Annotated in this window: 21 protein-coding genes; 7 read left to right on the top strand and 14 right to left on the bottom strand. The window is 64.5% G+C overall.

The features are described from left to right. The first annotated feature begins 118 nt into the window (after positions 1-118). Both ACG2LG_RS06725 and ACG2LG_RS06730 read left to right on the top strand, forming a co-directional pair. Complete coding sequence (locus tag ACG2LG_RS06725; protein ID WP_396257481.1) at positions 119-889, top strand: hypothetical protein; 771 nt, start codon at positions 119-121, stop codon at positions 887-889. 218 nt (positions 890-1107) lie between these two features. Next, a complete protein-coding gene (locus ACG2LG_RS06730; protein ID WP_396257483.1) occupies positions 1108-2739 on the top strand; it encodes a fumarate hydratase in 1632 nt (543 codons plus the stop codon). A gap of 54 nt (positions 2740-2793) precedes the next feature. Here ACG2LG_RS06730 and ACG2LG_RS06735 read toward each other — a convergent pair whose 3' ends face one another. Together ACG2LG_RS06735 and ACG2LG_RS06740 are read right to left on the bottom strand one after the other, a co-directional pair. Then, on the bottom strand, positions 2794-4044 hold the full coding sequence (locus ACG2LG_RS06735) for a Gfo/Idh/MocA family protein (RefSeq protein WP_396257485.1): 1251 nt from the start codon (positions 4042-4044) through the stop codon (positions 2794-2796). A gap of 42 nt (positions 4045-4086) precedes the next feature. Beyond that, the gene (locus tag ACG2LG_RS06740) at positions 4087-4830 is read right to left on the bottom strand and encodes a DUF1080 domain-containing protein (RefSeq protein ID WP_396257487.1); all 744 of its coding nucleotides are present in this window, start codon (positions 4828-4830) and stop codon (positions 4087-4089) included. A gap of 199 nt (positions 4831-5029) precedes the next feature. Here ACG2LG_RS06740 and rpmI point away from each other — a divergent pair, with 199 nt between their 5' ends. Beyond that, positions 5030-5239 carry a 50S ribosomal protein L35 gene (rpmI, locus tag ACG2LG_RS06745; protein WP_396257489.1) on the top strand — a complete coding sequence of 70 codons (210 nt, stop codon included), beginning with the start codon at positions 5030-5032 and terminating at the stop codon, positions 5237-5239. Positions 5240-5388: 149 nt separating this feature from the next. After that, the gene (rplT, locus tag ACG2LG_RS06750; protein ID WP_396257491.1) at positions 5389-5766 is read left to right on the top strand and encodes a 50S ribosomal protein L20; all 378 of its coding nucleotides are present in this window, start codon (positions 5389-5391) and stop codon (positions 5764-5766) included. Between the two features lie 187 nt (positions 5767-5953). Here rplT and ACG2LG_RS06755 read toward each other — a convergent pair whose 3' ends face one another. The 9 genes from ACG2LG_RS06755 to ACG2LG_RS06795 all read right to left on the bottom strand — a co-directional run bounded on the left by ACG2LG_RS06755 (position 5954) and on the right by ACG2LG_RS06795 (position 10838). After that, positions 5954-6361, bottom strand: a complete 408-nt coding sequence (locus tag ACG2LG_RS06755) for a PIN domain-containing protein (protein WP_396257493.1) — start codon at positions 6359-6361, stop codon at positions 5954-5956. Next, positions 6348-6602, bottom strand: a complete 255-nt coding sequence (locus tag ACG2LG_RS06760; RefSeq protein WP_396257494.1) for a ribbon-helix-helix protein, CopG family — start codon at positions 6600-6602, stop codon at positions 6348-6350. The genes ACG2LG_RS06755 and ACG2LG_RS06760 overlap by 14 nt, the downstream gene beginning before the upstream one ends. Positions 6603-6704: 102 nt before the next feature. After that, positions 6705-7559, bottom strand: coding sequence for a hypothetical protein (locus ACG2LG_RS06765; RefSeq protein WP_396257496.1), 855 nt, complete (start codon positions 7557-7559; stop codon positions 6705-6707). Beyond that, positions 7553-7951: an SUMF1/EgtB/PvdO family nonheme iron enzyme gene (locus ACG2LG_RS06770; RefSeq protein ID WP_396257498.1), complete on the bottom strand. Its 399-nt coding sequence runs from the start codon at positions 7949-7951 to the stop codon at positions 7553-7555. The genes ACG2LG_RS06765 and ACG2LG_RS06770 overlap by 7 nt, the downstream gene beginning before the upstream one ends. Beyond that, complete coding sequence (locus tag ACG2LG_RS06775; RefSeq protein ID WP_396257500.1) at positions 7952-8992, bottom strand: reverse transcriptase domain-containing protein; 1041 nt, start codon at positions 8990-8992, stop codon at positions 7952-7954. Continuing rightward, a complete protein-coding gene (locus ACG2LG_RS06780) occupies positions 8989-9204 on the bottom strand; it encodes a type II toxin-antitoxin system HicA family toxin (protein ID WP_396257502.1) in 216 nt (71 codons plus the stop codon). The genes ACG2LG_RS06775 and ACG2LG_RS06780 overlap by 4 nt, the downstream gene beginning before the upstream one ends. After that, entirely contained in the window at positions 9182-9400 is a 219-nt protein-coding gene (locus tag ACG2LG_RS06785) for a type II toxin-antitoxin system HicB family antitoxin (protein WP_396257503.1), read from the bottom strand. The genes ACG2LG_RS06780 and ACG2LG_RS06785 overlap by 23 nt, the downstream gene beginning before the upstream one ends. A gap of 69 nt (positions 9401-9469) precedes the next feature. Further along, complete coding sequence (locus ACG2LG_RS06790) at positions 9470-9751, bottom strand: GIY-YIG nuclease family protein (protein ID WP_396257505.1); 282 nt, start codon at positions 9749-9751, stop codon at positions 9470-9472. A gap of 145 nt (positions 9752-9896) precedes the next feature. Beyond that, on the bottom strand, positions 9897-10838 hold the full coding sequence (locus ACG2LG_RS06795) for an SUMF1/EgtB/PvdO family nonheme iron enzyme (protein WP_396257507.1): 942 nt from the start codon (positions 10836-10838) through the stop codon (positions 9897-9899). 216 nt (positions 10839-11054) lie between these two features. Between ACG2LG_RS06795 and pheS the strand changes: the two genes are divergently transcribed. Genes pheS through pheT form a run of 3 tightly spaced genes read left to right on the top strand, consistent with a single transcriptional unit; the run spans position 11055 to position 14928 of the window. Next, a complete protein-coding gene (gene pheS, locus ACG2LG_RS06800; protein WP_396257509.1) occupies positions 11055-12071 on the top strand; it encodes a phenylalanine--tRNA ligase subunit alpha in 1017 nt (338 codons plus the stop codon). A 45-nt stretch (positions 12072-12116) separates the two neighbouring features. Continuing rightward, a complete protein-coding gene (locus ACG2LG_RS06805; protein WP_396257511.1) occupies positions 12117-12500 on the top strand; it encodes a GxxExxY protein in 384 nt (127 codons plus the stop codon). Positions 12501-12552: 52 nt separating this feature from the next. Beyond that, positions 12553-14928, top strand: a complete 2376-nt coding sequence (gene pheT, locus ACG2LG_RS06810) for a phenylalanine--tRNA ligase subunit beta (RefSeq protein WP_396257513.1) — start codon at positions 12553-12555, stop codon at positions 14926-14928. A 169-nt stretch (positions 14929-15097) separates the two neighbouring features. On the opposite strand, the gene ACG2LG_RS06815 is transcribed toward pheT, so the two are convergent. The 3 genes from ACG2LG_RS06815 to ACG2LG_RS06825 form a co-directional block, all read right to left on the bottom strand. Further along, a complete protein-coding gene (locus ACG2LG_RS06815) occupies positions 15098-15331 on the bottom strand; it encodes a hypothetical protein (RefSeq protein ID WP_396257514.1) in 234 nt (77 codons plus the stop codon). 72 nt (positions 15332-15403) lie between these two features. Next, positions 15404-15667: a 30S ribosomal protein S20 gene (gene rpsT, locus ACG2LG_RS06820; RefSeq protein ID WP_396257515.1), complete on the bottom strand. Its 264-nt coding sequence runs from the start codon at positions 15665-15667 to the stop codon at positions 15404-15406. Between the two features lie 93 nt (positions 15668-15760). Beyond that, positions 15761-16393, bottom strand: coding sequence for a L,D-transpeptidase family protein (locus tag ACG2LG_RS06825; protein WP_396257517.1), 633 nt, complete (start codon positions 16391-16393; stop codon positions 15761-15763). Positions 16394-16417 lie beyond the last annotated feature (24 nt).

Below are 16417 nucleotides of genomic sequence, written 5' to 3' on the forward strand. Positions count from 1 at the left end.
TGGTTTGGAACCCGGAAAGCCCTCGATTAATTCCTTGTCGGCCCCGGAAAATCAAGTTATTCACAACGACGACGGGCGTCGCACCCACGACGTGACGGAATTCCACCCTCTTCCTTACATGTCCCCCAGACTCATCCTGTTCGTCAGCGCCATTGGCACCGGCCTCTTGCTGCCCTCGTTCGGCCAGACCTTTTCGGCCGACCAGACCTTTCCCTACGGCCCGAACACGTATCGAACCGAGGGTGTCTACACCACGGGAAACATCACCTTCAACGATGTTGCCCAGAAGAGCGGTTCGCCAACCTACGACGTCACTCCCGACTTCAAGGAGACCACGCTGACCTTGTCCGACCTCAGCGAGGTCGAGGTCTTTGACATCTGCGCCGAGATGTTCGTCGGGCCGACAGGCTCGTCGACCTACTCAGTGAGCGAGGGCTTCGGACCGCTGACCGGCAGTCAGGAAAGCGCCGCCCGTGCCCTGTTTTCGAATGCCATCTCGGAGTTTGTTCTGGCCCGCGACACGCTCGTCCAGGACCCCGATGTCGTCGGAGTCGCCATCCAGATCGCCTACTGGGAGATCGTGGAGGATCCGGTCATCACCTCGAACTTATCGCTCGACGACCTCGGAGCATTCCCTGGCGATCTTTCCATCGTCGATTTCGCCAGCGGCTACAGCGGCGTGACCGCCGACGCCGTGAGCCTCGCCGAAACCTACCTCGCAAACGTGCGCAGCGGCACCTGGACCGATCAGGGCGGCCTGACCTACTACTATGCCGATGCCACCGGCGAGCAGGACCGCCTGTGGATCACCACCGGGGTCATACCTGAACCATCCGTCGCCCTGCTCGGGCTGCTGGGTGGTGTGCTTCTTCTGCGGCGCCGTCGCTAGCCCGAATGCCGCTTGCTTAAGCGGGTTTCCGAGGGGAGACGACTCGGAGGGACGGAGGTCCAAAGGTCTGAAGGTCCAAGGTCGAAAGTCCCTTCTCTCTCTATTGCAGCCCGCCCTCCCGCATGGACGGCGGGCTTTTCGTCGCTCCGATTCTATCCGCTTCCACGCGTTTCCTCCGATGCGCTGGACCTGCGGCGGGCTCTCCGTAGAGTCCCCGCATGTCCGAAAAGCCGTTCCACTATCAGGACCCCTTCCCGCTCGGCCCCGACACCACGGAGTACGAGAAGATCAGCTCCGAGCATGTCTCCGTCGGCGAGTTTGACGGGAAGCCGATGCTCAAGATCCAGCCCGAGGCCCTCGCCCTCCTCTCCAACGAGGCGTTCAAGGCGATCAATTTCATGCTGCGCCCCAGTCATCTGAAGCAGGTCGCCGCGATCCTCGACGACCCCGAGGCGACCGACAACGACCGCATGGTCGCCGCAATGCTGCTGAAGAATGCTGAGATCGCCGCCAACGGCATCCTCCCGAACTGCCAGGACACCGGCACCGCGACCGTGATCGGCAAGAAGGGCCAGCAGGTCTGGACCGGTTGCGACGACGCCGAATGGTTGTCGAAGGGCATCCACAAAACCTACACCGAGGAGAATCTCCGCTACTCGCAGACGGCCCCCCTCTCGATGTTCGAGGAGACCAACACCAAGACCAACCTTCCCGCCCAGATCGACCTCTATGCGACCGAGGGCGATGCCTACAAGTTCCTCTTCGTCAGCAAGGGCGGCGGCTCGGCCAACAAGACCTTCCTCTACCAGGAAACCAAGGCCCTGCTGAACCCGAAGCGGCTCCGCGAGTTCGCCATCGAAAAGATGCGCTCGCTCGGCACCGCCGCCTGCCCGCCCTACCACCTCGCCTTCGTCATCGGTGGCACCTCGGCGGAGACCTGCCTCAAGACCGTCAAGATGGCCTCGACGCGCTACTACGACGAGCTTCCGACCACCGGCAACGAGCACGGTCGTGCCTTCCGTGACCTCGAACTGGAAAAGGAGTTCCTGGCCATCGCCCGCGAGGTCGGGATTGGCGCGCAGTTCGGCGGCAAGTATTTCGCGCTCGATGTGCGCGTGATTCGCCTGCCCCGCCATGGTGCCTCCTGCCCGGTCGGCATCGGCGTCTCCTGCTCGGCCGACCGCCAGGCCAAGGCGAAGATCACCAAGGACGGCATCTTCCTCGAGAAGCTTGAGAAGAACCCGGGCCAGTACATCCCGGACGAGTACCGGAACTGGAAGTTCTCCGGCGTCGAGATCAACCTCGACGAGGGCATGGAGAAGACCCTCGCCACCCTGAGCAAGTATCCGGTCACCACCGCGGTATCGCTCAGCGGCACCATCATCGTCGCCCGCGACATCGCCCACGCGAAGCTCAAGGAGCGGCTCGATGAAACCGGCGAGCTGCCCGAGTATTTCAAGCAGCACCCGGTCTACTACGCCGGCCCGGCCAAGACCCCGGAAGGCATGCCCTCCGGCTCCTTCGGTCCGACCACGGCGGGACGCATGGACCCCTACGTCGATCTCTTCCAAAGCCACGGCGGATCGATGGTGATGCTGGCCAAGGGCAACCGCTCGCAGCAGGTCACCGATGCCTGCAAGAAGCACGGCGGCTTCTACCTCGGCTCGGCCGGAGGACCCGCCGCGCTGCTGGCCAAGGAGCACATCCGCAGCCAGGAGGTCGTCGAGTTCCCGGAAATCGGCATGGAGGCGGTGTGGAAGATCACGGTGGAGAATTTCCCCGCCTTCATCCTGGTCGACGACAAGGGCAACGACTTCTTCGCCCAGATCAACCAGTGCCCGGTCTGCTGAAGGAGCGCCGGTTATGAAACCGGCACTCTAGGAGCCAAAGTCTTCCGCGGCACCTCAGATCGTAAACGGCGCCCGCCGCTCGTAGGAGCACAGCGCGTTCGCCTCGTCGTCGCCGGTGAAGGTCTCCTTGACGGGATCGAACTTCAGCCGGCGGTCGAGTTTCCAGCTGATCGCCGACGCATGGCAGGCGACCTCGGTATGGCGCACCACGGTGGAGTTGCAAGCGGTCGGGCGCCTCGACTTGATGGAGTCGATGAACTCCCGGACATGCTTGGCCGGGTCGATGCCATACATCTCGGCCGGCATGTCACCATCGTGGATCGAGGGGTCGCTGAAGGCGATCTCGCTGTTGTCGCCGGCCTCGACCCATCCCTTGTCGCCCTCGAAACGCACCGGGCAGGATCCAAGTCCCAGCCAGTCGCCTTCCTTCCCGAAACCCGCCAGCCGCATCACCAGGTTGACCCCGTTGGCGTAGCGCGCGCAAAGCCTGTCGTCTTCGGTCCAGTACTCGACCGGCGCCGTGTCGTCGGCGTCGATCGCCCACTGGCACATGTTCACCGTGTGGGAGGCCCAGTCGTGCAGGCCCCACCCGGCGGAAAGCCCGGCGTGGTGCCGCCACCGGCCGCGGACATACGCCTCGTTGTAGGGTCGGTCGGGCGCCGGGCCGAGCCAGCGGTTCCAGTCGATCACCGCGGGGTCCGGTTCCGGTTGACCCGGAAGGTCGGGCTTCACCGGCACCGGCAGCCAGATGCCCGCATGCAGGGTGTGCAGCTTGCCGAGTTTGCCTGAGCGCGCGAGCTCGGCAGCGAGCTGGAAATTGTCGACGTTGCGGCGCTGCATGCCACCCTGGTAGATCCGCCCGTGCTTGAGGACCGCCTCGTCGAGCTGGCGGCATTCCTCGATGCTCATCGTGCAGGGCTTCTCGCAGTAGATGTCCTTGCCGGCCTGTGCGGCGAGAATCGAGGCGGTGCCGTGCCAACGATCCGAGGTCGCGATGATCACCGCATCGATGTCGTCCCGCCCGAAGATCTCGCCCATGTCGATGAAGGAGCGGCATTCCTCGTTTCCATAATGCCGGTTCACCGTCCTGCGGATGATCTCGCGCCGGGACTCCTGAACATCGGCGATGGCGACGAAACGCACCGCCGGATGGTCGAGAAAGGGTTCGAGCACCTTGCGACCCCGGGGGCCGAGGCCGATCCCGGCCACCGTGATCTGGTCATTGGGGCCGACGCGGCGTTTCCCGCCGAGGGCGATCGAGGGAGCAAACGCGGAGACGCCGGTGAGCGTGGCGGCCCGCTTCATGAAGTCTCGACGAGTGGATGTCATAGGATCGAATGGTTTGGTTCAGGGTGCCGGCGTGGCGTTCAACGACGTCAGGTGGAGGTTCTTGAACTGCACCTTCATGGGCGGACCCGGATGCATCTGAAGTCCGATCCACCCGCTTTTCGCGGCCGTGGCGGAACCCTGGTCGGCGATGTGGCACATCTCCACGCCGTTGAGCCAGACGGTGATTTCACCGCCCCGGCAGAGGATGCGGTAGTGATTCCATTCGCCCGCCTTGTAGTGCCTGAGAAGGTGTGCGGGCTTGTCCAGGGCCTCGACGTGCCGCTCGCCCCCGGCATCCAGGGTGACCCGCTGGCCCCGCTCGGCGACCAGCCCGTGCTTGTGGTGGTAGATGTAACCGATCAGCTTCCCCTCACCCGTCATGTCCGCCTGGTAACCGAACATGTCGAAGTTCGGCCGCCTTTCGGAGCGGATCTGGATTCCCGAGTTGCCCTGCCCGCTCAGCTTGAAATCCAGGTCGAGTTGGAAATCCGCGGGCTGTCCCCCGGTCCAGACGAGATAATTGGCCTTCTTGCAGGGCTTTTCCACGGTGCTCTCCGAGGTCAGCGCCCCGTCCTCGACCGTCCACCAGCCCGGAGCGCCCTCCCAGCCGGTGAGGTCCTTGCCGTTGAAAAGGGCGATCCGTTCACCCGCCTGATCCGCAAGGGAAGGGCCCGCAAGGAGGCCGAGGGTGATCGCCAGCACCACGAGTCCAGGGAAGGAATTCCGTCCCGGCCATATCACCCACTCCACGCGCGAGTTCATCACCAGAGGCTACGCCTGCGGGTCCCGCATCTATCAGCGATTGCGGGGAACCTGCCGACTGCGGAAGCCGCTCTTGCGCCCGCGGCCGGGCCAGCACCGGGAAAGGCGACGACCGGGAGGACCCGCCACCACGGTTTTCCCTCGTTTCCACCCACTTTTGCCTTGCCAACCCGGCCCTGAGTCCTAGTTTCGCCGCCCCATGGCTCGAACCGCAGGAAAAGCAAAGACCCGCAAGGCTGTCGCCAAGCGCTTCAAGGTGACCGGCACCGGGAAGGTCCTGCGCCGGAAGCAGGGCAAGCGCCACTTGCTCCAGAACAAGAACCGCAAACGCAAGCGGAATCTGGGCAAGGCCACGCTTGTTTCCGACGCCGACATCAAGAACGTGAAGGAAAACCTTCCCTTCGCCTGAACCGGGTCCCGAGACATCACCACGCCCCCGTCGGCGTCAAACGACGGGCCTCCATTGCCGCCAGATCCCGCCAACGCGAGATACCACCGGACGAGCGAGACGGCAGGAGGAAGACGAAACCAACGGCCCGTCCGACCTGATACCACACCATGCCACGCGCAACCAACAGCCCGGCCTCCCGCGCCCGCCGCAAGCGGGTCCTCCAGCGTGCCAAAGGCTTCCGCGGATTCCGCTCGAAGCTCTACCGCTACGCCAAGGACGCCGTCCGCAAGGCCCAGGAATACGAATACCGCGACCGCAAGAAGCGGAAGGGGCAATTCCGTCGTCTCTGGATCCAGCGCATCAGCGCCGCGACCCGCAACGAGGGACTCACCTACTCCCGCTTCATCGAGGGACTCAACGCCGCCGGCATCGAAGCCGACCGCAAGATCCTCGCTGACCTCGCCGTGAACGACGCCGAAGCCTTTACGGCCATCGTCGAGCAGGCCAAGGCAGCGCTCGAGAAGAAGAAGGAAGCGGCCGCCTGAGGCGCTTTCCCCCATTTCCCTTCCCAACGCCGCCCGGCCCTCGTGCCCGGCGGCGTCTTTCGTGGTGCGTGGCTGCCCCGGCCCGGGGCAGGCCGTGGTGGCGGCGGCCCGCCGCAAGCCGTCTTTCGTGGTGCGTGGCTGCCCCGGCCCGGGGCAGGCCGTGGTTGCGGCGGCCCGCCGCAAACTGTCACGCAAAGGGATTCACCACCCGCACACCACCGTAGTCCTGTCCGTCGGCCAGATCCTCCGACCAAAGCTCCTCGCACTCCATTTCCCGCGCCGCCTCCAGAATCGCGGCATCCCAGTAGGAGAGCTGCCAGCGGACCTTCGCCGCCAGCGCCCGATCCAGAATTCCCACGGTCAGCTCCTGCACCGGATACCGCTTCCAGCTCTCGATCAACTCCACCGCCTCCTCGTGGGTCAAGGCATCGGACCGCCCGAGTCGGGTCGCCTGCACATAAAACTCCTGCAGCACCTGCACCGAGAGAAACAAATCCTCGCGCTCCAGAATCTCCGCAGCCTTTTCCTGCTTCGCCGACTCTCCCCGATCGCCACTCACCAGGTAGAGCAGCACGTTGGTATCAACGAAGGGCATCGCGATCATGGAGTTCGTCCCGACTCAACCGCCTGCCAGCCGAGAACCGAGCCGATCGCTTCTTCAAGCGTGCCAGCACGGCCTGCTGCCGCCGTTTCAAGCGCTCGAATTCGGTCTCCTCGGCGGCAAATTTGCCGAGCATTTCCCGCACCACCGCCGACACCGAAGACCGCTGCTCCGCCGCCCTCACGCGCGCCCTGTGGTAAGTTTCATCATCCACAGAAACTGTGACATTTTTCATGCTCACAGGATAGATGGATTCGTTTTGCGATCAAGCGGGAAACGACCGAATTCCCCGCCACCGAGGCGCGGAGAAGCGCGACCCATCGCACGGGCGCGGACTTCAGTCCGCCTCTGGCCGCTCCGCCCAGATCTCCTCCACCGGCCGCTCGCCCTCGATCCAGCCCACCGCCCGGCACTTCACGATTTCAAACAAGGGCTCCCCCGCCCCCTCGTGCCGCACCACCTCGAGCACGAAGCGCTGACGATACCGCGCCGATCCCAGTACCACTTTCTTCATCATCTCCTCGCGCACCGTCCCGATCTCTGCGAAACCGAGCGCCACACGCCCCATATCGGGACTGCTCAGGCGAAAAGTCGTCCACCGCTCCCAGTCGTCGAAAGGCTCAGGATACTCGGTCGAAGGTTCACAAAACACCCTTACCACCGCACGTTCCGCCTTGCCCGACCAAAGGTCCTCCCAGGTCGCCGTGCCATGCCGCGCATACGCGTCCCAATCGACCCGAGGCCCCTCCGGCGTGTCCACCACCTCCAGCAGCCGCACCTCTCCCGAGGGCAGCGCCACCGCGAAGGCCGTCGTGCCGCCGCCATGCCCGATCATCTTCTCGATCTCCCCAACCTCACTCCGCGCCGCGGAGGGATAGTCGGCGACTCGATTTCGGACTTCCTCCGCGTTCCTCACCCACCGCAGGCGCTCCTCCATCCCGCTGCCGGCAAGGAACGCCTGCGCCACGGCTTCCGCCTCCTCCAGCGCGTTTCGCACCTCCGCGACCGGTGCCGCCGCGGCATGGATCTCTCCCTCCCCGCGCGGCCACAACATCACCGCCAGCCCGATTCCCAATACCAGCACGACCCCACCGACCATCCATCCGACCCACCGAGGCGTCCGCTTCGGCGGTGGCTTCTCCCACCCCTTCTCGGGCTCACCCCTCCGCCCCTGCCCCATCCGAATCAACATGACGAAACAATCCTGCTGGGTGATGCGCCGGTGACCCCGCCACGGCTTTCGCCCGAAAGGCTACTCACCGCGACGGAGCCGTGGCTGATTCGCCGGAGACTTCCGTGGAGGTCTCCCGCCGGAATCTCCGGTGGTTCCTGAGCGCGGCACGGCCGCGGACGGCACCCGCCCTCCGCGATTCTGGCCGCAAGCAGTGGCTTGTCCGGGGCCGACCCGGAGGCCCTCCCCGGCCGGGAGCCTGCGACACGGAAACCGATGTTGTTGTTCTCGTTCGTGGGGCTGTTGTTGTTGCGGTTCGACGACGCCAGGTTGTTGGAGTTGTTGTTCCAGTTGCCGCCGCGGATCACCCGCGACTCACCAGCCGTTTTTCGCCCGGACATCCCGCCGCACATTCAAGGCCCCAGCACCGCCCGGCGCAAGCCCCAGCTCTGCGCATGCTCCGCATGCGCCACCCAGGCCCGCACCGAGGCGGTCAGCTCCGCCGGGTCGAGCCACCCCATCCGCACCTCCCGCCGCATCCAGCGGAACTTCCTGCGGAATCGCCGCGCATTCGCCGAGCGCACCCGCACCCGCCCATCGGCACGCACCACGTAGCCGCAGAAATCCACCCCGTCCGCCGTCGGGATCAGCCGGTACTTATCCGGGTGGATCTCGAGCCGCTCCGCCGCCAGGAACTCCCGGCAGGCCGCTCCCCATGCCTTCAGCTCGCCCCGGCTTCCACCAAAGAGCAGGAAGTCGTCCACGTAGCGAAGGTAGCCCTTCACCCCCAGCTCCTGCTTCACGAAATGGTCGAAGCGGTCGAGGAAGATGTTGGCGAAGAACTGGCTCGTCAGGTTCCCGATCGGCAGCCCCCGCCGTCGCTCCTCCACCGCAAAAAGGTCTCCGCCCGCCGGCCACACCTGCTCGGTGCGCTCGAAATGGCTGGCGAGAATCAAGTCGATGAGCGCCAGCACCCTCTCGTCGCCCACCACCCGCGCGATCTTCTCACGCAGCAGCCCCTGGTCGATCGAGGGAAAGTAGCGCCTGATGTCGCACTTGAGCGCAAAGGGGTGCCGCCTCGCGAAGTGGAGCGCCCGCCGCATCCCGGCGTGAGTCCCACGCCCCGGGCGGCAGGCGTAGCTGTCCTCGATGAAGCGCGGCTCGAAGATCGGCTCCAAGACGCGCACCAAAGCGTGATGCACCACCCGGTCGCGGAAGGGCGCCGCCGCCACCACCCGCTCCTTGGGTTCGTGAATCGTGAAATAGTGGTAGGCCCCCGGCTGATAGCTCCCCTCCTGCAGCTCCCGCTCCAGCGCGATCACCTCCGTCTCCCACTTCCCGAAAAACTCCGCTCCGGCCCGCTTCCCGCGCTTGCCCCGCAGCGCCTCACAGGCCGCCGCAGCGAGATTCTCCAAGCTCGCCACCTTCTCCCACAGCCGCTTGTGACGTTTCACAAGGCCTCAATGAAATCCTTTGCCGCAACATCCGCCTGTTTGAGGAGACCAGCCAAGGTGCCCGTCTTGATTTCCTTGTGCATCGGCACCGTACAGCCCGATTCACCCCGGCGCATGATCACGTGGCTGCCGCGCTGCCGGACCTGCTCAAAGCCCAGTTTCCGCAGCGCCTTGCAACACTGCCTCCCGCTAACAACCGGCAGTTTCGGCATCGCTCAGTTCAAAGCTGGTCATCATGGTTCCACTCTTCAGCGGGCGGGGGAATTCCTCCAGATACAATGCCGTAGCCTCCCGCAAGTTTGCCAGCGCCTCGTCCCGCGTCTCTCCCTGCGTCGTGGTTCCGGTTTCCGGATTGAAGGCAATGAATCCACCCTCTTCCGCCTCGGTGATGACCGCACTTAGAATCATGTCCGCATCCTAGCCCCTTCCCCGCCGCTTGTCGAGTCGCCCAGCGACCTCACCCAGCCCCCGACCCCGTCAGAGGCCCGAGGGTCTCTGACGGGGCAAGCCACCGAGGAATGCCTTGAGCCGGTTCTTCAGGTAGCGCTTGCCCATTCCGGTCTTGAGATATTTCTCCCGCGCCGCTGCATCGACCCTGCTCGGGCAGGCTTCATAGTACACCAGTCGGAAGGGCGTCCGGTGTTTCGTTGATGGAACCTCCCCGCTATTGTGTTCTTCAAGTCGCCGCCTCAAATCCGACGTCAGGCCGGTGTAGAACTGCCCATCCGTCTCACTCAAGAGAACATAGACATATTGCATCGATCACTTGCCCCGTTTGAGGCGCAAGACTCAAATGGGGTCACGAAATAATTTCGACCGCCTCCGGCGGTATCCCTTTCCCGAGGCTCCGCCGCGCCTTCGGCGCGAAGAGGAAAAGGACAAAGAACCAAAGAGCAGAGGGAAGTCAGACACGCTTTCTTCTGAGTAGCAGCCCCATCATACCCACAACTGTGAGGATCGCTCCAGACGGCTCAGGAACAGCTGCGACACGGAAACCGATGGCGCTGCTCCCGCTCGTGGGGCTGTCGCCGAAGCGGTCCGACGACGCCAGGCCGAAGGAGCCGCTGTTCCAGCCGCCGCCGCGGAACACCCGCGACTCACCAGCCGAGTCGTTCGGAGCCGTGAAGCCCGACTCGCCCCACTCCCACACATTGCCGTTCTGCGCCATCGTGCCATACGGGCTCAGGCCACCCGCATTCGTGATGTCCGCAGGACCTGGTGGATTGGGATTCACGCCGTCGCGATACACTGCGGTGCCAGCCGTTGTCCCTCCGCTCGTTGTCGTCGGTGCCGTGTCACTCCCAGTCGCATAGTCCCAGTAGCCACCGCTTCCCCCATTTGCACTCGGATCGTAATACGCCGCCTTGTACCACTCGTCCTCGCTCGGCAGGAAGTAATACGCATTGCTGTTCCGGAACGGATTGCTCGCATCATACCCAGCATCCGCTCCCGTCCACAACGCGATGTTGTCGTTCCCTCCCCCGGTCTCGAACTTGTAGGCCGCGCTGTATCCGCTGCTCGTGTTCAGCCAGTTCACAAACCGCGCCGCCTCGTTCCAGCTTACCGAGGTCGCCGGCTGGTCCGCGCTGAAAGGCGCGTAACGCGTGATCGCCGGCCCGCCGCTGAGCACGTTGTAGCTGTCGATCATCGCCCCGCTGATCTCGTAGGTGGACATCCGGTAGGCGTAATCGACCCCGCCGTAGCCGGTGTTGTCATCCGCATTTCCGGCATCGCCGATATCGACGAAGTCGATGGTGAATTCATTCGCCCCGCTGCCGAAGGTGTCGGCAAGCACGGGGACAGCGAGAAACGGAACGAGCGGGAGGAGGCGCAGCGGGGAGGTCATGGCGAAGCGAAACACTGCACAGTAAAAACCATGCCCAACCATTCGAAGGCAAGCCCCAATCTGCGTATTTTCCGTCACCCGCCTTGGGGACCGCGGTTCTGCAAGCCGCTCGCGCGGTCCGGTTCAACCGCTGACAAAGCCGCCCTCTCGATTGACCGCAAGCGCCACAGCCGCTATCCCCGCCCCGCCTTTCCATCGATTTCCCATCCGCAGCCCATGAAGGACCAGATCACCGCCACTCAGACCGAGGCCCTCGCCCGCATCGGCGAGGTCGAGGACGCCCGCAGCCTCGAAGACGCCCGGGTCGCCATTCTCGGCAAGCAGGGCAGCCTGACCCAGCTCTCGGCCGGCATGCGCGATGTGCCCAAGGAAGAGAAGGCCGAGGTCGGCCAACTGCTCAATGCGGCCCGCCAGGCCATCACCTCGGCCCTTGAGGAAAAGAAGGCCGGCCTCCAGGCCATCGCCGACGCCAAGGCGCTGGAAGGCATCGATCTCACCCTCCCCCCCCGCCCGCTCCACGGCGGTTCGCTGCATCCGCTCACCCTGATCCGTGACGAAGCGATCCAGATCCTCCGGCGCATGGGTTTCGCCCTGGCGGAGGGTCCCGAGATCGAAGACGAGTTCCACTGCTTCGACGCACTCAACACCCCCGAAGACCACCCGGCGCGCAACGAGAAGGACACTTTCTATTTCGACTCCGGCAAGCTGCTGCGCACCCACACCTCGAGCGTGCAGGTCCGGACCATGGAAACGGAGAAGCCGCCGGTGCGCATCATCGCCCCCGGCTCGGCCTACCGCCGCGACGAGATCGACGCCACCCACCTCTCGGTCTTCAATCAGCTCGAGGGCCTCTACGTAGACACGGACGTCTCACTGGGCGACCTCAAGGGCACCCTGGAGTATTTCTTCCACGAACTCTTCGGCCCCGAGACCGACGTCCGATTCCGCCCCCACTTTTTCCCCTTCACCGAGCCCAGCTTCGAGATCGACGTGAAGCTCCACGTCAAGGGTCAGGCCCCGAAGTGGATCGAGGTCGCGGGCTGCGGCATGGTCGATCCCGCCGTCTTCGAGTCCATCGATGGCAACCGCAAGGACGACGCCTTTGATCCCGCCGCGGTCACCGGCTTCGCCTTCGGCATGGGCCTCGACCGCCTCGCCATGATCCGCTGGGGCATCAAGGACATCCGACTTCTGATCGAAAACGACGTCCGTTTCCTCAAACAGTTCGCCTGAGAAATCGGATTCACCGCAAAGACGCGAAGAACGCGAAGTTGAGTGATGAATATCGAAGAAGTCGCCAAACAGGTCGTCGACGCTGCCTACACCGTCCACGTCGAACTCGGCCCCGGGTTACTCGAGAGCACCTATGAAGCCTGCCTTGAGCATGAACTCAGAGAGCGGGGACTCAACGTGCAGAGGCAACTTGAACAACCTGTCCACTACAAGGGTATCACGATTAATGCAGGCTATCGCCTCGACCTGCTTGTTGAAGAGGGCGTTGTCGTCGAGTTGAAATCGGTGGAGCAACTCTTGCCGATCCATCAGGCGCAGGTCCTCACCTACCTCAAACTATCCGGCAAGGAACTCGGTTTCCTCATCAATTTCAACGTTCCCCTTCTCAAGCAGGGCCTCCGCAGACTCATTCAATCATCCACGAAGTAACTCAGCTTCCCCAACTTCGCGAACTTCGCGTCTTTGCGGTGAACCCACCACCATGAACGTCTCACTCAACTGGCTCGCCACCCATGTCGACCTCAAGGGCAAGTCGCCCGAAGAACTGGACAAGCTTCTCACCTTCGCCGGCGTCGAGGTCGAGGACATCCGGGTCAAGGGGGTCCCGTCCGATACGATTGTCGTCGCCCAGATCATGGAAGCCGTCCAGCACCCGAATGCCGACAAGCTCAAGGTCACCCAGGTCGATGCCGGCGAGGGCCAGCTCCGCCAGATCGTCTGCGGAGCACAGAACTACAAGGTCGGCGACAAGGTCCCCTGCTGCCTGCCCGGCACCGACCTCGGCGGCTTCGTGATCAAGGAGACAAAGATGCGTGGCGAGGAGTCGAAGGGAATGCTCGCCGCCGCCTCGGAGATCGGCCTGACCGATGCCGAGGACGGCCTCATGATCTTGCCCGAGGACGCAGAAATCGGCAAACCGGTGAAGGAAATGTTCGACGCCGACGTGCTGCTGGAGGTCGAGGTCACGCCCAACCGACCCGACCTGCTCAGTCACTACGGCATGGCCCGTGAAATGGCGACGCTGCTGGAGGTGCCCCTCAAGGACCTGAAGATCCCGGCGCGAACCGAGACCTGCCCCGAGGGCATCCAACTCGAGGCCGCCGATGCCTGCCCCTACTACACCGCCGTCCGGATTTCCGGAGTGGAGGTCAAGGAAAGTCCGGCCTGGCTCAAGGAGCGCCTCGAGGCGATCGGGCTTCGACCGATCAACAACATCGTCGACATCACCAACTTCGTCCTCCACGAGCTGGGTCAGCCGCTGCACGCCTTCGATGCCGCCAAGGTCTCGGGCGACATCGTCGTCCGCAGTGCCAGGGACGGCGAGGTCTTCAAGGCTCTCGACGAGGCCGACTACCCGCTCGAAACCGGAGACTGCGTGATTTCCGATGAATCCGGTGCGGCGCTGGCCCTCGGCGGCGTGATGGGCGGGCTCGACAGCGGGGTCGTGGAAGGCACCACCGACATCCTTCTCGAGTCGGCTTACTTCACCCCTTCCCGGATCCGCCGCACCTCGCGCCGCACGGCGCTGATGTCGGACTCCTCGTATCGCTTCGAACGGGGTGTCGATCCCGCGGGTGTCGACCCTGCCTCGGCCCTGGCCGTGAAGCTCATCCTCGAGCTTGCCGGCGGCAGCGCCGAGGCCGCGAGCCGGGTTGCCGGCGAGGCTCCGACCCTCACCGGTCCGGTCGCTCTCGACCTGGACCGCCTCGACCAGCTCAGCGGCGGCAGCATTTCCCACGCCGACGCCGAATCCATTCTCACCCGTCTCGGGTTGGGCAAGAACACCGACGGGCTGTGGGAGGTTCCGTCCTTCCGGGCGGATCTCCAGCGGCACATCGACCTGGTCGAGGAAATCGTCCGCGTGAAGGGCCTCGATGCCGTGCCGTCGCGGCTGCGGGGCAGCTTCGTGCCATCGAGCCCGGTCGACCACGCCTACGATGCCGACATGCGCCTTCGGCAGCGTCTGACCGGTCTGGGATTCCACGAGTGCCAGACGATCAAGCTGATCTCCGACGCCCAACTCGCCGACGCGCTGCCGCTCAAGCCGCTGCGCGACGGTGACACGATCCGCGTGAGCCTCCCGCTCAGCGAGGATCACGCCGTGATGCGCCCGAGCCTCGCTCCCGGCCTCCTCAGCTCGGCAGCCCGCAACATCCGTCAGGGTGCCACCAGCCTGCGTCTCTTCGAGATGGGCCGCTTCTTCCGCAACGCTGGCGGGGGCAAGGCCACCGACCTCGAAGCCGACGCACTCGGAATCCTCCTTTCCGGACCTTGCCAACCCGCCGGCTGGGATGGCTCACCGTCGAGCGCGGACGGGTTCGACCTGCTCGCCGCCATCCAGGCACTGGTTCCGGGCACCAAGGTGCGTCTGTCGCCGCGCGAGCGCGACGGCTGGGCACTTGGGGCGGACATCCAGGCGGCAGGACAGAACCTCGGCTCTTTCGCCATGGTGGCACCCGCCCGCCAGCGCAATCTCGACGCACCCAACCCGGTCTTCCTCGCCGAACTCGACCTGGCCAAGCTGCGCAAGCTTTCGGCGGTTTCGAACGACATCGAGGAGCTTCCGCTGTACCCCGGCTCCAGCCGCGACGCGGCGATCGATGCCCCCATCGATCTCGCGAATGCCGAAATCGAAAAGGCCCTCTCGAAGGTCAACGAGCCGCTCCTCACGGGCTTCGAGTGCTTCGACCTCTTCACCGATGCCAGCGGCGAACGGCTTGCTGCCGACCGCAAGTCGATCGCCTACCGGCTTCACTACCGTTCACCGGAAAAAACGCTCAAGACCAAGGAGGTCGACAAGGCGCACCAAGCGATCCTCGATCATCTGGCCAAAAGCCTGCCGATCCAGTTCCGCTGACGATCGGCTCGGGGGTGACACGCTCCGAGCGCCATGACTTCGGGCGGTCGGCTGTCGGCCGACACGGAGACGCCGGGCTTTTCCAAGCCTCCCGGAGCCGTGGCTACACAGCGAACCCACTCACGGCAGCGTGGACGTCGCCCCGCCCCGTGGCCGGAGCCACTCCATCTCACCCGAGGTCCTCGCTCGTCACCGAGGTCTGCTCGCGGGAACCCAGCAGCTCGGCCTGCTCGATGACGCGCCGCGGCGCGTCATCAAAGCGGTAGCTGTGGCAATTCGGACATAGCACGACCTGGCTGCCGACGATCGAGTCGCAACCCTCACAGACCTTGTATCCCCGGGGATTTTCGGCGATCTGCCGGGCTTTCTCCCGGCGGCTGTCGATGGGTGTGGAATCACTCATGGGTGGAAAGAGAAGAGGCGGCCCCGGAACAATCCAGCGCCGCCTCGGAAAGAGGTTGGTCTCCCGGGCGGCTCAGCCCACCGAAGCCACCGACTTCGCGGCACGGCTCTTGAGGTTGGCGGCCTTGTTCTTGTGAATCATGCCCTTCTTGGCCGCCTTGTCCACGGCCGAGGAGAACTTCGACAGGGATTCGGCCGCTGCTTTCGCGTCACCGGCCTCGGCGGCGGCAAGGGTCTCCTTGCGGAGCGTCTTGATGGTGCTCTTGCGCTGGCGGTTGCGCTCGGTGCGGACCTTGGTCTGACGAACGCGCTTGAGGGCTGACTTGTGGTTGGCCATGGATGCTGAAAATCGGTTCGGGAGCGCCTTTTCCGGCGCGGGGGCGGGACTTTAGGACCTTGGCCCGCCTTGTCAAGCTCGTGAGCAACAATCTCAGGGCGAGGAAACGAGGCCGTAGAGCCTGGCGGCGCCCCGGTTCTTGTTCACGTATTCCCGGCCTTCCGAGGTCTGGAGCAGCGAACCGCGGAAGACGCGCACCTCGGCGCCCTCCCCGACCCGGTCGTAAAGGTCCACCACGTCCTTCATCCCCATCCGGATGCAGCCATACGAGGCCGGCCGGCCCAGGCGCCACTCCTCCGGGGTGCCGTGAATGTAGATCAGGCGGCGGAAGGTGTTCTTGTTGTGCCAGTCCTTGCCGCTCAGCCACATGATGCGGCTGACGATGGGATCGCGACCGGGGGCGTTCGGCTTGAGAATCTCCCCGGTGGGACGCCGGCTCTTGAAGACCATGCCCTTGGGCTCGCCGCTTCCGATCTTCTTCGCGACTTCCATGCGGCCCAGAGGCGTGCGGTTGCTGCCTTGCTGCGAGCCCAGACCGAATTTCGAGGTCGAGATCGCGTAGCTCTTCACCGGCTTGCCGTCGCGAACCAGAAGCATCCGCTGGTCACGGACGCTGACGAGCATCTTGTTCCGGGTGTCCTTCCCGCCCCCGCAGGAGCTCAGGAGCATCCCGCCGCCGACCAGCAGCAGCGAGAAAAGGAGGTTGCGCAGAATGTTCGGGTGCATGGCGGTGAAGTCCAATGGACACCC

The organism is Haloferula sp. A504 (assembly GCF_044385805.1).
Lineage (GTDB): Bacteria > Verrucomicrobiota > Verrucomicrobiia > Verrucomicrobiales > Akkermansiaceae > Haloferula.

What these genes read in the sequence shown, in the direction of transcription:
- ACG2LG_RS06725 (WP_396257481.1), top strand. Translation starts at nt 119, where the DNA reads ATGTCCCCCAGACTCATCCTGTTCGTCAGCGCCATTGGCACCGGCCTC.
- ACG2LG_RS06730 (WP_396257483.1), top strand. Translation starts at nt 1,108, where the DNA reads ATGTCCGAAAAGCCGTTCCACTATCAGGACCCCTTCCCGCTCGGCCCC.
- ACG2LG_RS06735 (WP_396257485.1), bottom strand. Translation starts at nt 4,044, where the DNA reads ATGAAGCGGGCCGCCACGCTCACCGGCGTCTCCGCGTTTGCTCCCTCG.
- ACG2LG_RS06740 (WP_396257487.1), bottom strand. Translation starts at nt 4,830, where the DNA reads ATGAACTCGCGCGTGGAGTGGGTGATATGGCCGGGACGGAATTCCTTC.
- rpmI (WP_396257489.1), top strand. Translation starts at nt 5,030, where the DNA reads ATGGCTCGAACCGCAGGAAAAGCAAAGACCCGCAAGGCTGTCGCCAAG.
- rplT (WP_396257491.1), top strand. Translation starts at nt 5,389, where the DNA reads ATGCCACGCGCAACCAACAGCCCGGCCTCCCGCGCCCGCCGCAAGCGG.
- ACG2LG_RS06755 (WP_396257493.1), bottom strand. Translation starts at nt 6,361, where the DNA reads ATGCCCTTCGTTGATACCAACGTGCTGCTCTACCTGGTGAGTGGCGAT.
- ACG2LG_RS06760 (WP_396257494.1), bottom strand. Translation starts at nt 6,602, where the DNA reads ATGAAAAATGTCACAGTTTCTGTGGATGATGAAACTTACCACAGGGCG.
- ACG2LG_RS06765 (WP_396257496.1), bottom strand. Translation starts at nt 7,559, where the DNA reads ATGTTGATTCGGATGGGGCAGGGGCGGAGGGGTGAGCCCGAGAAGGGG.
- ACG2LG_RS06770 (WP_396257498.1), bottom strand. Translation starts at nt 7,951, where the DNA reads ATGTGCGGCGGGATGTCCGGGCGAAAAACGGCTGGTGAGTCGCGGGTG.
- ACG2LG_RS06780 (WP_396257502.1), bottom strand. Translation starts at nt 9,204, where the DNA reads ATGCCGAAACTGCCGGTTGTTAGCGGGAGGCAGTGTTGCAAGGCGCTG.
- ACG2LG_RS06785 (WP_396257503.1), bottom strand. Translation starts at nt 9,400, where the DNA reads ATGATTCTAAGTGCGGTCATCACCGAGGCGGAAGAGGGTGGATTCATT.
- ACG2LG_RS06790 (WP_396257505.1), bottom strand. Translation starts at nt 9,751, where the DNA reads ATGCAATATGTCTATGTTCTCTTGAGTGAGACGGATGGGCAGTTCTAC.
- ACG2LG_RS06795 (WP_396257507.1), bottom strand. Translation starts at nt 10,838, where the DNA reads ATGACCTCCCCGCTGCGCCTCCTCCCGCTCGTTCCGTTTCTCGCTGTC.
- pheS (WP_396257509.1), top strand. Translation starts at nt 11,055, where the DNA reads ATGAAGGACCAGATCACCGCCACTCAGACCGAGGCCCTCGCCCGCATC.
- ACG2LG_RS06805 (WP_396257511.1), top strand. Translation starts at nt 12,117, where the DNA reads ATGAATATCGAAGAAGTCGCCAAACAGGTCGTCGACGCTGCCTACACC.
- pheT (WP_396257513.1), top strand. Translation starts at nt 12,553, where the DNA reads ATGAACGTCTCACTCAACTGGCTCGCCACCCATGTCGACCTCAAGGGC.
- ACG2LG_RS06815 (WP_396257514.1), bottom strand. Translation starts at nt 15,331, where the DNA reads ATGAGTGATTCCACACCCATCGACAGCCGCCGGGAGAAAGCCCGGCAG.
- rpsT (WP_396257515.1), bottom strand. Translation starts at nt 15,667, where the DNA reads ATGGCCAACCACAAGTCAGCCCTCAAGCGCGTTCGTCAGACCAAGGTC.
- ACG2LG_RS06825 (WP_396257517.1), bottom strand. Translation starts at nt 16,393, where the DNA reads ATGCACCCGAACATTCTGCGCAACCTCCTTTTCTCGCTGCTGCTGGTC.